At 45.6% G+C, this 15,984-nt stretch carries 9 protein-coding genes; 7 read left to right on the top strand and 2 right to left on the bottom strand.

Translation table 11 applies throughout. The annotated features are described in order from the left end of the window. Nucleotides 1-251 precede the first annotated feature (251 nt). The 7 genes from ACFGVS_RS02690 to ACFGVS_RS02660 are packed head-to-tail and all read left to right on the top strand — an operon-like array spanning nt 252 to nt 9,875. On the top strand, nt 252-1,418 hold the full coding sequence (locus tag ACFGVS_RS02690; protein WP_439697339.1) for an iron-containing alcohol dehydrogenase: 1,167 nt from the start codon (nt 252-254) through the stop codon (nt 1,416-1,418). A 6-nt stretch (nt 1,419-1,424) separates the two neighbouring features. Beyond that, the gene (locus ACFGVS_RS02685) at nt 1,425-2,357 is read left to right on the top strand and encodes a dihydrodipicolinate synthase family protein (RefSeq protein WP_439697338.1); all 933 of its coding nucleotides are present in this window, start codon (nt 1,425-1,427) and stop codon (nt 2,355-2,357) included. Beyond that, a complete protein-coding gene (gene pdxA, locus ACFGVS_RS02680) occupies nt 2,354-3,400 on the top strand; it encodes a 4-hydroxythreonine-4-phosphate dehydrogenase PdxA (RefSeq protein WP_439697337.1) in 1,047 nt (348 codons plus the stop codon). Before ACFGVS_RS02685 ends, pdxA begins: the two co-directional genes overlap by 4 nt. After that, complete coding sequence (locus ACFGVS_RS02675; RefSeq protein ID WP_439697336.1) at nt 3,397-4,545, top strand: four-carbon acid sugar kinase family protein; 1,149 nt, start codon at nt 3,397-3,399, stop codon at nt 4,543-4,545. Before pdxA ends, ACFGVS_RS02675 begins: the two co-directional genes overlap by 4 nt. 12 nt (nt 4,546-4,557) lie before the next feature. Further along, the gene (locus ACFGVS_RS02670) at nt 4,558-6,123 is read left to right on the top strand and encodes a sodium:solute symporter (protein WP_439697335.1); all 1,566 of its coding nucleotides are present in this window, start codon (nt 4,558-4,560) and stop codon (nt 6,121-6,123) included. A 10-nt stretch (nt 6,124-6,133) separates the two neighbouring features. After that, nucleotides 6,134-7,558 carry a sialate O-acetylesterase gene (locus ACFGVS_RS02665; RefSeq protein WP_439697334.1) on the top strand — a complete coding sequence of 475 codons (1,425 nt, stop codon included), beginning with the start codon at nt 6,134-6,136 and terminating at the stop codon, nt 7,556-7,558. A gap of 1 nt (nt 7,559) precedes the next feature. Further along, the gene (locus ACFGVS_RS02660; protein ID WP_439697333.1) at nt 7,560-9,875 is read left to right on the top strand and encodes a DUF5703 domain-containing protein; all 2,316 of its coding nucleotides are present in this window, start codon (nt 7,560-7,562) and stop codon (nt 9,873-9,875) included. 429 nt (nt 9,876-10,304) lie between these two features. Here ACFGVS_RS02660 and ACFGVS_RS02655 read toward each other — a convergent pair whose 3' ends face one another. Next, nucleotides 10,305-12,350, bottom strand: a complete 2,046-nt coding sequence (locus ACFGVS_RS02655; protein ID WP_439697332.1) for an aceric acid hydrolase — start codon at nt 12,348-12,350, stop codon at nt 10,305-10,307. A gap of 226 nt (nt 12,351-12,576) precedes the next feature. Next, nucleotides 12,577-15,984 (bottom strand): glycosyl hydrolase, encoded by a 3,408-nt coding sequence (locus ACFGVS_RS02650; protein ID WP_439697331.1) that lies wholly within the window; start codon nt 15,982-15,984, stop codon nt 12,577-12,579.

The raw sequence follows: 15,984 nt of genomic DNA, 5'->3' as shown, positions 1-15,984 counted from the left end.
CTTAGAACTCAAATTCTTCTACGCCGATGCGTTCCAGGCTGTCCAGTAACTTTTATACTTAAAGTTCAAATATCCCGGCCCTATTTCTCAACCAGGCGTTATTATCTTTAGATAAGATCGTACAATAATTTGATAACAGATAGATAAAAACCATATGCGCCTTTACACATCTTTGTTTCATACCAAGTATACAATCAGTCCGGTACTTTCAAGAGTGTGGTTATCAATTTTCAACAGCGTATATCTATATAATGATACAAACAGATAGTGCCCTCAGGAACATAAAGGTAAGATTTCCGGGGCAAATTATTATTGGAAAAAATTCAATAATTGAACTTGCCGACGAAATTATTGGTGCAGGGCACGTTCATGTATTAATTGTTACAATTGATGTACTTTTAACAACCATTGGCCCGGTTATTAAGCAGTTACAACAAAAAGACATCAAGGTACAGGTAAATACATCGATAACCCGCGAACCCTCTTATGCCGATATCTACAGTTTATTAATAACCGCATCAGGCCAGCCCGTTGATGCAGTTATTGGCATTGGCGGCGGTAGTGTGTTGGATGCAGTCAAGGTGATAGCTGCGCAAATAAAAAATGATCAAACCATAAATGAAATAACAGGTAATGGCCTGCTCAAAAAACGGGGCGTTAAATTGATATGCATACCTACTACTGCCGGTACCGGCAGCGAAGTATCGCCGAATGCCATATTGATTGACGATACTGATAATCAAAAAAAAGGGATAATCAGCCCATACCTTGTTCCGGATACCGTGATAATTGACCCGGCATTAACTTATAATTTACCGCCGGATATTACGGCAGCTACAGGCCTTGATGCCCTTACCCATTGCCTTGAAGCTTACACTAACCTATTTGCACATCCTTTTATTGATATGTACGCTTTTGAAGGCATTAGGCTTATTGCTGCCAACCTTGCAAAAGCGGTTAGTGACGGCGCAGATGAAAACGCACGCGCCCAGTTGGCCATTGGCAGCATGCTTGGCGGCTTTTGCCTGGGGCCGGTAAATACCGCCGGGGTACATGCCCTCGCCTATCCCTTGGGCAGCATGTTTCACGTAGCCCACGGATTGTCAAATGCATTGCTGTTGCCTTATGTTATGCGCTATAATATTATATCTGCACCTGCGCGCTATGCAGCTATTGCAAGAGCATTGGGCTGCAATAGCCTGGGCACCGACTTAGAAACAGCATATGCCGGTGTTGACAAGGTACGCGGGCTTATTAAACAATGCCATCTCCCCGAAAAGTTGAGTGACGTGGGTGTACCCAGGTCTGCCATCCCCGCCATGGCAGCCGATGCAATGAAAATTACCCGGTTACTTAAAAACAATCCCCGAGCCATAACCATTAGCGACGCGATAAATATTTATGAGGAAGCTTATTGAAATAAAATGAAACAAAAAAAGAAATACAATGGCTTAGTAGTGCCAACTATAACACCGTTAACCGAAAACTACAAGCTCGATCATGAAGCAGTCGAAAAGATTTTTGACAATATTTTCAACTATGGCGGTGTGCCATTTATATTGGGTACCACCGGCGAAGCGCCATCCCTGCCTGACGATGTAAAAATTGATTTCATAAAACTTGCAGCCAGGCTTAAACAGCCTAACAAACTTATTTACGCAGGTATTTCATCAAACTGCCTTGCCGAATCCATTGAAATGGCAAAAAAATGCGCCGATGAGGGAATTGATGTTGCGGTAGCTCACGTACCTGCATATTTTACGTTAACGGAGTACGAAATAAAAAAATATTTTGAAACCCTGGCTAATAGCATTCCTTTGCCGCTTATTATATACAACATACCGGCAACAACCGATGTGTCTATCCAGCTAAACCTGCTTAACGATTTAAGCTATCACGAAAATATTGTTGGTACTAAGGACTCTGAACGAAATTACGATAGGTTGCAGCAATCAATTAAGTTATGGTCTAACCGGGCTGACTTTAGTCATTTTTTGGGATGGGGAGCGCAATCAGCTCATGCTTTGTTCACCGGCGGCGACGGCCTGGTGCCAAGCACAGGAAACCTGTTTCCTGATATCTATTATAAAATGATTGTTGCTGCCGATAACAACGACGAGCCATCGGCATTAAGGCTGCAAAAACATTCCAATCTTGTGGGCGATTTATACCAGGGAAAGCGTTTGTTAGGTGAATCGTTGGCTGCGCTAAAATCTTTAATGGAAAGCGCTGGTTTGTGCCGGTCTGTTTTAATGCCGCCGTTACAAAAGGTAAGTGCCGAAAATGCAGCTCAGCTACGGGAAGGGCTCCAAAAAATTGTTACCCGCGAAAACCTTAATTTACCAATTTACCAATGATCAGTAAAAAACCAATTATAGGCATTACTATGGGCGACCCTGCGAGTATAGGGCCCGAAATAGCTATAAAGGCCCTGCTTACCAAACGATTGTTTGATATATGCAACCCTGTAATTATTGGCGATGCCGCTGTTTTTAATGATATTGTTAAAAGGCTTGATATGCAGGCCACCATCAACCCTATAAAAAACATAAAGGATGCCACCTTTATTTACGGTGAGCCTGATGTGTATGACCTTCAAAATGTTGATATGAGCCAGCTCCGTTTTGGCGAAATATCGGCTATGGCCGGCAACGCGTCTTTTGAGGCCGTAAAAAAAGTGATTGATCTTGCCCTTGCTGGGGAGGTTGATGCCACTGTTACCGGGCCTATCAATAAGAAATCGGTAAACGAGGCCGGGCACCATTTTGCGGGCCATACAGAAATATACGCGCATTTTACCGGTACAAAAAAATACGCCATGCTGCTGGTTGAGGATAATATGAAAGTGATCCACGTTTCAACCCATGTATCGTTAAGGCAGGCTTGCGACCTGGTAAAAAAAGACCGCATTGTACAGGTAATTGAACTGCTGCACAATGGTTTAATTCAATTAGGCGAAACCAACCTCAAAATTGGAATTGCCGGTCTTAACCCTCACGCGGGCGATTCCGGCTTATTTGGAACGGAGGACGACGAGGAAATACTGCCAGCCGTACTGGAAGCCCTTAAAGTCGGTTACGATGTAGAAGGCCCTGTACCTGCAGATACCCTGTTTTCAAAAGCTTCAACAGGATATTACGGCGGCGTAGTGGCCATGTATCACGATCAGGGGCATATCCCCTTTAAGCTTACCGGCTTTAAATGGAACGCGCAAAAACAACAGATGGACAGTGTAAAAGGAGTGAATATTACCATGGGATTGCCTATTATACGCACTTCGGTTGATCATGGTACGGCTTTCGAAATAGCAGGAAAGGGAGTAGCCAGCAGTGATGCAATGATATTGGCTATTGAATCGGCCGTACAGCTTAGCAAAAACAGGATAACGCAAAACGCATGATAGCCGTAATTGCAGATGATTTAACAGGAGCAGCAGAACTTGCCGGTATTGGCCTTGGTTATCAACTAAAAACCGAGGTTAGTACCGTTGTTGATCCAAACAGTAAAGCCGACCTGCTTATCATTGCAACCAATACACGTTCATTGCCCGAAGCTGAAGCCAGCCACATCATGGCCGCCCTCACCATTCAATTGATGTTGCTTAAACCAAAGCTTATCTTTAAAAAGATAGATTCTGTTTTACGCGGCCATATTTTAAATGAAATTGAAAGCCAGTTAGCTGTTTCCGGATTAAAAAGGACATTAATTATTCCGGGCAATCCACTACATGAAAAAAAGATTGTTGACGGCATTTATTATTATAAAGATGAGCCGATACACCTTAGTGATTATGCCAATGATCCGGTATTTCCCGCAACAACATCAAATGTTAAAGAAATGCTAAGGGCCGCCAACCCCATAAACTTATTAAAAACCGGGGAAGAATTACCGGAAACCGGCATTATGGTTGGTGAGGTATGTGATGAAATTGATTTAAACTATTGGGTTGAACAAGCTGATGGCGATACGCTTTTAGCAGGTGCATCAGGTTTATTTAACAACCTGATGCAACATCTGTTCCCTGCACAACCGGTTGGTTATTCATATCCTGGCTTGCAAGGCCGGCGTTTGTTTGTATTTGGCAGCACGTTTTACCAGGGCAAACTTGCGGCTAATAATGGCTTCATGAACAATATAGCCGTACATTATGTGCCCGCCGCCATCATTTGCGGCGATGATGACAAGCAAATAATTTTTCTGTTTGCCAGTCACGTTGCCACAAGTATTATTAAGCAAAACAATGCTATAATCGCCATAAATCCTGGATCTTTCAGCGGCTTAAAAATCGATCCCGTTTTATTAAGCCATAAAATAGCGGCCATTGTAAAACAGGTAATTCAGTATACTAACCTAAATGAATTGTTAATTGAAGGCGGTGCAACTGCATGGTCGGTTTTAAATCGGTTAAATGTTAAAAAATTACAGCCTGTTAACCAGTTAGCTCCGGGTGTGATCCGTATGAGCATGCCCGGCGATACCCGATTATATGTAACTTTAAAGCCCGGCAGTTATGAGTGGCCTGCTCCAATTTGGGCAACCAATTAATTATACCTGATTATGAAACATGAAACCCTGCACCTGGCAGATTATATTATTATACTATTAGCGCTGGCAATTTCATTAACCATTGGTATTAGGTTTTCAAAAGGACAAAATTCAACCAAAAAATATTTTGTATCGCGCGGTTCGCTACCCGCCTGGGCAATTGGCATGTCGCTTATGGCTACGCTCATCAGCAGCGTAACATTCCTGGCCTACCCTGGCGAAGGTTTTTCATCAAACTGGATCCTGCTTGTACAGGGTTTAATGGTACCTGTGGTGTTGCTTCTTATCGTGTGGTTTATCGTTCCGCTTTACCGCGAAGTTATTGGTGTAAGCACCTATGAATATTTCGAAAAGCGTTTTGGCTCTTTTGCACGCTTTTATAGTTCAATAAGTTTTGTTTTAACTCATTTTTCAAAAATGGGCACTGTCTTTTTCCTGTTAGCCTTGGCGTTGGCCAATATGACAGATACCAATACCTACGCAATCATCTGGATTATCGGCTTTGTTATTATCGTTATCACCCTCATTGGCGGTATAGAAGCGGTAATATGGGCCGATGTGGTACAGGGTTTCCTGCTGATAGGTGGCGGCATTGTATCATTTATTATACTCATCTGCTCTATAAAAGGCGGCCTGCCCCAGCTTTGGCATATTGCCAGCATCAATCATAAAAACAATTTTGGCCCCTATACCTGGGATTTCAAAAAGCTCACTTTTATAGTCATGGCCATTAATGGAGCATTTTACGCTATACAAAAATACGGCACCGATCAAACCATGGTGCAACGTTACTTAACAGCCAAAACTGATAAGGCAGCCATCCGGGCCTCCATAATGGGTGTGGCACTTACCGTTCCGCTGTGGGCGCTATTTATGTTTATAGGCACGGCCTTGTTTGCTTTTTACCAGCAAAACCCCTTACCGGCAGGCATTAAAGCGGATGCGGTTTTCCCTTATTTTATTATGAGCAAGCTGCCTACAGGCGTAGTTGGCCTGATATTAGCCGCGTTAATATCAGCTGCTATATCAAGTCTTGGCGCAGATTTAAACTGCCTTTCGGCTATCGGGGTCGAGGATTATTACAAAAAGTTCAGGCCAAATAAAACGGATAAAGAATACCTTAAAGCGGGCAGGTGGATAGTAGTAATTGCAGGCATCGGCGCCATCATGATTGCTTCGCTTTACCTCCTTGCAGGTGATGAAGGGGCTTTAGGCATCGTATTCACCTTGTATGCCATATTTTCGGGAGGGATTGCAGGTATATTTTTGTTAGGATTGTTTAGCAGCCGTGCCAACCGGCAGGGGCTTAATATCGGGATAGCAGCCTGTATCGTATTTACGGCATATGCCTTTTTAACATCTACCAAAATTGGCTTAGGTACTGATAAACACATTTTGGTCGATCTGGGTAAGTACAACTTTAATCAGCATAAATACATGCTGGGCGTTTACAGCCACCTGGTTGTGATTATTGTTGGCTCGGTAGCAAGCCTGTTTTGGCCTAAGCCCGATATCAACAAAAATCTGCTTTTCAGTGGATGGCTCGAGGCGAAACGCACCGGTAAACTGGGTAACTAAAACAACACGAATGAAAAAATTAATAGTTCTGTTTGCGCCTATCCTATTTTTATATGCCGCTGCAAACGCACAGGTAAAATTGGCTTCTGTGTTTACCAGTAACATGGTATTACAACAACAAAGTAATGTGCCTATCTGGGGATGGGACAAACCCGGTTCCAGCGTAACAGTAAACACCTCATGGAATAAAAAAAGCTATAAAACCAGGGCAAACGCCGGCGGTAAATGGATGGTAAAAATTACCACGCCCGTTTATGGCGGCCCGTATACGGTAACCATCAGTGGAGGTAATACCATCAGGCTTGATAATGTACTCATCGGCGAGGTTTGGCTTTGCACAGGGCAATCAAACATGGAAATCCCGATGAAGGGGTATAAAAGCCAGCCCATCAGCGGTTCGGCTGATGCCATATTAAGATCGGCAAACAGCAATATCCATATCTACACAGTTCCCCGTTCATCTGTAACCGAAACGCAGGAAAACAGTAAACCGTCCGAATGGCATGTAGCCTCGCCGGAGTTTGTGGCTAATTTTAGCGCCACAGGTTATTATTTTGGCCGCCTGCTTAATGATATATTGCATATCCCCATAGGCCTTATCAGCGATTGCTATGGAGGTTCAAGCGCCGAGGCCTGGATGGATGCTGAAGGGTTAAAAGACTTTCCTGAAATAAAGATCCCAGCCAAAACCGACTCCATTAAAGCGGTATCACGCACGCCAACAACGCTATTCAATGGCATGCTTAACCCGGTTATTGGTTACGGCATTAAAGGCTGTATCTGGTACCAGGGCGAATCAAACTACGAACGCCCCGATCAGTATGAAAAGCTCTTCCCGGCCATGGTGAAACGCTGGCGCCAATTATGGCAGCAAGGCGATTTCCCTTTTTATTATATACAGATAGCGCCCTATGATTATACCCAGCTTCCGCCGTACAATTCGGGCGGCAAATACAATTCGGCTTACCTGCGCGATGCCCAGCGAAAATCATTAAATATAATCCCCAATAGCGGTATGGCTGTACTGCTTGATGTAGGCGAACAGGCAACTATTCACCCTCCACGGAAAGAACTGGCAGGTACGCGCCTGGCTTATCTTGCCCTTGCGCAAACTTATAACATCAAGGGGTTTGACTATGCGAGCCCGATTTATAAATCTATAGCTATTGAAGGCAACAGGGCCGTAATCCGGTTTGATCATGCCGAAAATGGGTTAACCTCGTTCACTAAGCCAATGCAGTGTTTTGAAATTGCAGGTAAAGATAAAATGTTTTACCCGGCTCAGGCCACTATTTCGGGCAGTACAATTGTGGTATCTTCACCATCAGTTAAAGAGCCCGTCGCTGTTCGCTATGCCTTCAAAGATTTTGTAGTGGGCGATTTGTTTGGTACTAACGGGCTGCCGGCATCTTCATTCAGAACAGACGATTGGTAATATGAAAAAATTATGGCCGTTTATATTTTTGTTATGGAGTAATGTCGCCCTCGCACAAACCGATAAGGGAATTGAGCAGTACAACGTTACCTGGGCAATTCAAAGCCAAAACTCCGGCCAATCCATGCCTTGCGGCGGTGGTGATATAGGCTTAAACGTATGGGTTGAAAAAGGCCAACTGTTTTTTTATATAGCGCGCAGCGGCACGTTCGATGAAAATAATGCTATGCTCAAACCTGGCCGTGTAAGGGTAAAACTCTCCCCAAATCCTTTTGAGGGCACCGAATTTAAACAACAGTTAACACTCCAAAATGGTGCCATATCTATCAGCGGCAAAAACGGCGATATTAAAGTCGCTATAAAACTTTGGGTTGATGTATACCGGCCGGTGATCCACCTGGAGATCAACAGCAATAAAGCCATAAAAACAGAGGCAGCCTTTGAAAGCTGGCGATATAAAGACAGACTTGTAAAAGGTGTTGAAAACAACCAGGGCTCCTGGAAATTTGGAGCGCATGGTAATGTTAAAACGCTAAAGGACTCAATCGCTTTCCGGGATGGCGGTATTGTGTTTTACCACCATAATCTTGATTCTACCATATTTGATGTAACTGTGAAGCAGCAGGGTATGGATGCGGTGAAAAATCAGCTGTTTAACCCGCTTAAAAACCTCACTTTCGGCGGCTTAATGTTGGGTAAAAACCTTAAAGCCGCCAGCACTTATAGCGGTAAGTATATGGATACTGATTTTGAGGGCTGGAAACTGCAAAGCATTAGTGCTACCCGCGCCCAAAACATAGCAATCTATCTTAATACCACGCAAACAGCAGCTGTTTCCGAATGGAAAAATAACCTTCAAAAAGTTATTCTTGAAGCCAATGCCCATAACAAAACCGCCTGGCAGCATACAGCCAATTGGTGGCAGCAATATTGGGACAGAAGCTTTGTCTACATCAACCCTAAAAGCAACCAGGACACCGCTGCATGGCAAACCGGCAAAAATTACCAGTTGTTCAGGTATATGCTGGGCTGTAATGCTTACGGGCAATATCCCACAAAATTTAATGGCGGACTTTTCACCTACGACCCGGTATTTGTAAGTGAGAAAACCAGTTACACACCCGATTTCCGTAACTGGGGCGGCGGTTTGATGACAGCCCAAAACCAGCGGCTGGTTTATTTCCCGATGCTCAAGAGCGGGGATATCGATATGATGAAGGCGCAGTTCGATTTCTACCTGCGCTCCTTACATAACGCCGAACTGCGCAGCCAGGTTTACTGGGGGCATAAAGGAGCTGCTTTTACCGAGCAACTGGAGAATTTCGGACTACCCAACAGCGCCGAGTATAATTGGAAACGCCCCGCCGGTTTTGACAAAGGATTGGAATACAACCAATGGCTGGAATATACCTGGGATACCGTTTTTGAGTTTTGCCTCATGATGCTGGAAACCGAACGTTATGCAGGTAAAGACATCCATCAGTACATTCCTTTTATTGAGAGCTGCTTAACCTTTTTTGATGAGCATTACCAGTACCTCGCCCTTGAACGCGGCAGCAAGCCATTGGATGGCGACGGCCATTTGGTATTGTACCCCGGATCAGGAGCCGAGACGTTTAAAATGGCCTATAACTCCAATTCTACTATTGCGGCTTTACAAATGATTACCCGGCGCCTGTTGGCTTTGCCCGATAATTATTTAGACAAAGATGAACGATTAAAACTAACCGGATTTTTAAAACGCATCCCTCCTTTTACTTATAATGAAATTGGCGGGCATAAGGTGCTTACTCCGGCAAAGTCATGGGAACGCGTTAACAATGTGGAGAGTACGCAATTTTATACTGTTTTTCCCTGGGGTATACACGGCATTGGCAAACCGGGGTTGGACATAGCCCTTAACAGCTGGAAATATGACACCCTTGCCATCAAATTCAGGAGTGGTATGGGCTGGAAACAGGATAATATATTTGCAGCGCGGTTAGGGCTGACCAAAGAAGCCGCTGAACTAACCACCTTTAAACTCAAAGATTCCGGCAGGCGTTTCCCGGCTTTTTGGGGACCAGGTTTCGATTGGACGCCCGACCATAATTGGGGAGGTTCGGGCATGATTGGCCTGCAGGAGATGCTGATGCAGGTTGACGATAGAAAGATCTACCTCTTCCCGGCCTGGCCAAAGGATTGGGATGTACATTTTAAGCTGCACGCACCTTACAATACCACAGTTGAGGGTGTTTTGAAGAACGGAAAAGTGGCAAATTTAAAGGTCGTCCCGGAGGAAAGGAAGAAGGATATTGTACTGATGCTTGAAAACTAAAAGCGCAATCGTATATCTACGAAAGAAAGCTCGCGGTACCGCAGTTAAACATCGGCCTTGACAGGGCAAACACATCTAATTGGGTTAACATAACTTAACACATTTCAGATAAAACACAATACAATTCATTGACAATCAATATCTTGAGTTTTTAACAAGGTTAACACTAAACTGATGTATCGTGCAATTCAGGCGCATCCAAAAATTTGTGTCTGTTGTTGGCCAACACAGGTACCAAAGAGATCTGTATCTTTTAATAAAGATCGGGCAATAAAAACACCGCATCGTTTGATGCTGATATTTTCGCGAAGCCATTAGCTTTGAAAATGTACCAATTAAACTTGCGAAGTTTCAAAAACTTCGCAAGTTTTAAATCGCCGTCCCCGAAACTGCATAAAACCTTTTACCTTTCACCTAAAAACTAAAAAACTACCTGTCCAGCGGGAGCCATGTTTCCATACCTACGTGGCCCCTATTGCCCCAGGCAAAGTAAGGGATCAGCCTTACATCCACCGCGTTTCGTTTTGGGGTTGATACTTCCTTATAAAGCTGGTTTTTCCAATTGGCCTCGTTGCGCACGTCGGCTTTGCCGGTAAGGCTCATGATATTGCTGTTATCAATCATCATCATTTCTGGTTTCAGTTCGTTTTGGGCCGATAAAGCAATATTGAATAGTTTTTGCCCTTTGGCCAGATCGGCCGACTCCAGGCAATACACCACGGGTCCACGTTTCACGGCTACCTGGTTGCGGGTTTCCTCAACCAGTGGGTTAGCTTCCATCATGGTTACCGGCATGGGCAGGTTAAGTTCTATTACCATGCCTTTTCGCCATACTGCATTTAATTGCGAGTATGCACCTGGCGATGTGTCCAGCTGCGGTACCGGCTGCCCTGCCATTTTAATGCCGGCCCCCTTACACCAACCCGGTATCCGCAGAAAAATGGAAAATGCTTTATCGCCCGGCACCTCATCCAAACGGATAGTAATTTTGCCATCCCAGGGGTAATTGGTAGTTTGTGTAAGCTTAATTGGGGTGCCATCTTTTAACCTGGCTGATAAAGTGTTGCCTCCATACAGGTTAAACCACAGGCCCTTGTCGGATACACTATAGGCATAATCGCTCACCTCGGCTATTGTCCGCACCACATTCGGTGGGCAGCAATTGGAAAGCCTGATATACCCCACCCTATCCTTCGACCATCGCTGGCTAAAGGGCAAATCATCCGAATAGTTCAGCGGATTAGTGTACAGGAAATTCCGCCCGCTTAAACTGATACCCGATAGTACGCTGTTGTACAGCGCCAGCTCCATCACATCGGCATATTGGGCTTTGCCGGTAATTTGCAGCATCCGCCAGTTCCATAACACGTTGCCTATATTGGCGCAGGTTTCGTTATGCGCGGTAAAGTTTGGCAGCTGGTAATCGCGCCCGTAGGCCTGGTGCACTTTCTGCACATCATTGGGGTTATAGGATGTACCATCGGGCGATACGCCATCGTACAACGAGCCGCAGCCTCCTGTTATATACATTTTGCGGTTTACCACATCGTTCCACATCAGGTTTAAAGTATGCATCAGGGTTGTATCACCTGTTTCTGCATACACATCGGCAGCGCCGGCAAAAAGGTAATTGGCCCGCACCGCATGGCCCATAGCCTGGGTTTGCTGCCTGAAAGGGATCCTGTCCTGGTTATCATCGGTACCGTTCTCCATCAGGCCCCTGATATTGATCAGACTTTTAGCCAGCTCAAGATATTTGGGATCGCGCGTAGTGCGGAACATCTCAATCACCCCCATATAATGCGATGGACAAATAGCATTCCGCGCCAGTTCCGGGGATGCTGTTTTGTAAAATTTGTAAAGGTAATCCGTTGCCTTTATGGCTACTTTTAATAAAGTGGTTTTACCTGTTGCCCGGTAATGTACGCAGGCAGCAGTCATTAAATGGCCCAGGTTGTAGGTTTCGAAGTTGAGCCTGTCATTAAATGCTTTTTCCTTGCCGGTGTGCTTGCGCTCCTCAATAATTGTAGGTGTATGAATGTAGCCATCCGCACGCTGTGCTTTAGCAATCACGGTAATGGTTTTATCCATCAGCTCATCTAATTTAGCATCGCGCGTTGAGGCATACATGCTGGCAACCGCCTCAAACAGTTTGTAAAAATCCCCATCATGAAAAGGCGGCCCTTCATGCGAGCCGGTATCCAGCCCGGCAGCTATCTCAAAATTCCGGTAAGCGTGGCTGATCTTCGGATCGGTATAAACGCGCCACAGGTTGGGGATCATGGTATCGCGGCAAACTTTAAACCTGTCTGCCCAGAAGCCGTTCGTCCAGGTTACATTACCCATATCCACACTACTCAATTGAGCAAAGGGGCTTTTGGTGGTATTAACAAGCGATTTATTTTGAGCATAGGATATTTTAACCGCTGATGCCAGGCACAACAAAATCCCTGCACATTTCCATATATTTTTCATATTCGATATTTTATTCCTTTTTAATATACTGCCGAGTCGACTCACCCCGACGAGGCTACGCCCGTCACCCCTCTCTCCGCTTCGCGCATAGAGGGGTTGAAAATTTTAAAAATACTCCCCAACCCTCTTTGCGGCGCAGCCGGAGGGTCGGCCAGCGCAACGTAGCCGGGGTGAGTCGTAGCCTGCGTTCCAGCTACACGCTGTACGCCTTACGCATTTCCTTCTATTATCGTACCCATACCAACCTCACAGGCCCTAATAAACCTGCTGGCAACAAAGCTTTCCCTTCTAAACGGTATGGTGCGTTTGTCCACGTAATTCTATCTTTTTCGGGTTTGGCATGATCGCCCATCAGGCGGTTGGCCCAGGTATTGGTTACTTCGATGCTCAGCTTGTTAGTGCCTGGCTTTAACGCCTTAGTTATATTTACGCGGTAAGGGTAAGTCCATGCCACGCCGCAATCAATTCCATTTAAATAAACTTGAGCCATATTGGCGACAGTCCCCAGGTCAAGCCATGTTTCGGCAACGACACTTTTACTGATAAAAGTTTGCTTATAGATGGCTGTACCCGAATAATATTTAATACCCTCCTCCGGCCGTTCGGGCCAGCTATCCAGTTTATCAAACACAACAGGCGTTGCAGGGCCGCCAAATTTAGGGTCAAAGCTAACCTCCCACTGTGGTTTACCAGTTTGTAAAGGGGTAATTGTTTCTGTTTTATGATGATGAACCTCTTTAGGTAAGGAATTATTTTTTTGAAGGATAACAAATACCGACCCGTTTGCTGCGAGCTGCAAAGACAAAACGGTTCGGCTTTTAGTTATTTTCCAATCATTTGCTAAAACGTTTTTGCAACTTAAAGCATCCCACAGCTCCGGCGGCCCTTTTGTTGTTCTCAGCGATAATTCAATCGTCCGTTGCTGCTCCTGCTGGTTGGATATAAAATAAATATCAAAGCCTGGCGCGCTGCGATGTGTCCAGGCGATACCATCAGCATAGTTCCCGGCGGGGTCTTTTATGATCACATCACGCGATATGCCTATCTTATCAAAAGTATCCTCCTGATATGGCCCGGTTAACACTTTACCCCGGGTGGTTTTGTCTTTAGCTGATGCCCATAATGCTTCGCCGGCTTGTTTCACCTGCTGGTCACCGGTCATGCCATTAGCATTTAAAGGTTTGTCATTAATTAGTATAGTTGCGCCATCATTAACCAATTGCTGCAATTTTTTCACAACTTCAGGCGACGTTAAACCCGGATCGGGCGACATAGGGTGCGCGCCCGGAATTACCAGCATGGCGTAGCTTGCCCCACCGGGAAGCTCAATCCTGCCATTTTTCACGGTGGCTAAACGCAGCAAGGCGTCCCGGTTAAAAGAATCATAGGCATAACCACGTAAAGGATCCATCCAGTTTTCGGGCAGGGCCATGTTGGCCGAGTGGCTGGCATCTGTAATGCTGTTCGCAATCGGCTCGCCTTTGTTGGCCAGCCTCCCGGCTTCCTGTTTTACTCTTTCGGCGCCAAAGATGCCCGGCAAGGTGCCTACCAGTCTATCAGGCAAAATAGCCCGGCGTGGTGTTTCTTCACCGGTAAATATAGCTAAATCGATAACAGGATGCCCCAATTGCAATAATGCCTGGCAACGCTGAAGGTAGTTGAACCATGCCTTACCGGGTTTCCACCAGGTTTGGTCGCGCTGAAAAAACACCCCGATGCCATCCAGGGTCATCCCCGGTTTACGGTCGGGCCAGGGATTATGCACATTTACATGGAACACCAGGCGGTTAATACCCAGGGCAAAATTACGGTCGGCCATCGTTTTCAGCATAGCCGGGTGCTCATCCCATAATAACCTCAACTCAGTAAATGCCTCGGCCTGGATAATATTTTTACCATAAATATGCCCCCCGGATATCGCGTCCAGCATATCATTAGGCTTATCATGCGTAGGGCTGCGGAACCAAAACTCGCCCATCGGGATATCAGCCTTGCTATAGTGCAGCATACCATCGCTTACCATGGTTGGTGCCACACTTTCGGCAGTAAATTCACAGCCTTTTTCATGGGCCAGTTTGGCCATGGTGCCGTAAAAATTATCAACCAGTAATTCGGCAACGGTTTGCCTTATATCGCCTAATACTTTTTCAGATACGTCGGCGCTTTGCATAGGCACACCCGCCATTACCGGCAGGTAAGGCAACAGATCATATCCCCGGCGCTTTTTAAACTCCCCGGCAAAAACGGGCGACCAGTTTTGGCTGCCACATTCCCAGCTATCGACATGAAAGATCTTTAACACCTTTTTTGCAAGATCGGGCCCGCCCTGCCTAATGGCCTCGCCAAACCAATGGTCAAATTGTACTTTGGCTGCTTCTGGATTAAACTTATCGCACTCCAAACCGCTGCCTGCACCACCTGTAGCATTGGTATGACCTGTTGAGGTGTGGCCTATGCGTAGTATTGTCCATTCGCCTGCCGGTATGTTCCAGTTGAGCTTACCATCGGGGCCTAATTTATCGGTTAGGTTAATGATCCTGCTTCTGTCAACACAAAGTTCACCGGGTAATTGTGCTGCTGTGGTTCTTTTACTTACGCGCCATACTTCGCCGGTTTTGCTTTCATACTGATGGATCCGCGCTTCGGATGATAATTCAATACCCAATAATTTTAAGGTGGGTTTCCATTTGGCAAAGTCAAGGTCCTCGGCACCGGGCTCTGATCCCGCTTTATCATAAATAAACCTGAAGTATTTGGCTGTAGTAACAGGTATTCCGTTGGTGATCTCCGAATCCCCATCCTGCCAGCCATGCCGGGGAGGATTAAGCCTGCCTAAGGACTTGAAGTTTTTACCATCATCACTAACCTCGATAAGCAAACGTTCTGCCTGGTAATTGCTGGCTGCGGTATGGATAACAAGTGAGCGGCAGGTAAAAGGTTTTTGAAACTCCAGCTGGATCCAACAGGGCTCATTGCTTGTAAAACTCTTTTTATTGCCTTTCTCCGCAAGATATTGAACATCGGTATTGGCAATACTGGTGCTTACTTTAGGTTCAGCATCATAACTGCTGATGCCCTCACCCTGCGGAGACGGATAGGCCAGTACCTCAATATCCTTATAGTAATTTTTGTAATGTGACGGAGTTGGTAAAGTATCCCCATAAACTTTACCACCCGCTACTTTAACTTTCGACCAAACCACCTTTTGCATCGATAATTCTGGTGTGATCCATGGCCCGCCTGCAAGCGCGAAACCATCACAATCATGCATAGCCAGTTTAACACCAATCCTGTCGGCCTCCTGCATGGTAAATTTCACCATGGCCCACCATTCGGGTGTCAGCTGTTCAACCGGCGGGGTTAAGTATGGCGGATTTGCGGCCCCTTTTATAGGCATAAGATAAGCGCCGCCAATGCCTGCCTGCTTCATAGCCTGCAGATCGGCAGTGACACCCTCACGGGTTACGGCTGCTTGCATCCAGTACCAGAACACCCAGGGCTTCGCGGCCTCGTTAGGGTGCAAAAAGGCTTGTTTTAATTCATCCTTTGTACCAGGAACACGCCGCACCTGGGCGCTGCCCTGCAAAGCGATGCAACAAATACCTATATGTAGTATCAGGATGAACCTTTTCAT

This window comes from Mucilaginibacter sediminis, from assembly GCF_051903035.1.
Classification (GTDB): Bacteria; Bacteroidota; Bacteroidia; order Sphingobacteriales; family Sphingobacteriaceae; genus Mucilaginibacter.
The sequence above is the reverse complement of the archived record's forward strand: the minus strand, read 5'-3'. Positions and strand labels throughout refer to the sequence as shown.

Excerpts from the sequence above, each read along its gene's own strand:
- ACFGVS_RS02690 (WP_439697339.1), top strand. The coding sequence starts at position 252 with ATGATACAAACAGATAGTGCCCTCAGGAACATAAAGGTAAGATTTCCG.
- ACFGVS_RS02685 (WP_439697338.1), top strand. The coding sequence starts at position 1,425 with ATGAAACAAAAAAAGAAATACAATGGCTTAGTAGTGCCAACTATAACA.
- pdxA (WP_439697337.1), top strand. The coding sequence starts at position 2,354 with ATGATCAGTAAAAAACCAATTATAGGCATTACTATGGGCGACCCTGCG.
- ACFGVS_RS02675 (WP_439697336.1), top strand. The coding sequence starts at position 3,397 with ATGATAGCCGTAATTGCAGATGATTTAACAGGAGCAGCAGAACTTGCC.
- ACFGVS_RS02670 (WP_439697335.1), top strand. The coding sequence starts at position 4,558 with ATGAAACATGAAACCCTGCACCTGGCAGATTATATTATTATACTATTA.
- ACFGVS_RS02665 (WP_439697334.1), top strand. The coding sequence starts at position 6,134 with ATGAAAAAATTAATAGTTCTGTTTGCGCCTATCCTATTTTTATATGCC.
- ACFGVS_RS02660 (WP_439697333.1), top strand. The coding sequence starts at position 7,560 with ATGAAAAAATTATGGCCGTTTATATTTTTGTTATGGAGTAATGTCGCC.
- ACFGVS_RS02655 (WP_439697332.1), bottom strand. The coding sequence starts at position 12,350 with ATGAAAAATATATGGAAATGTGCAGGGATTTTGTTGTGCCTGGCATCA.
- ACFGVS_RS02650 (WP_439697331.1), bottom strand. The coding sequence starts at position 15,984 with ATGAAAAGGTTCATCCTGATACTACATATAGGTATTTGTTGCATCGCT.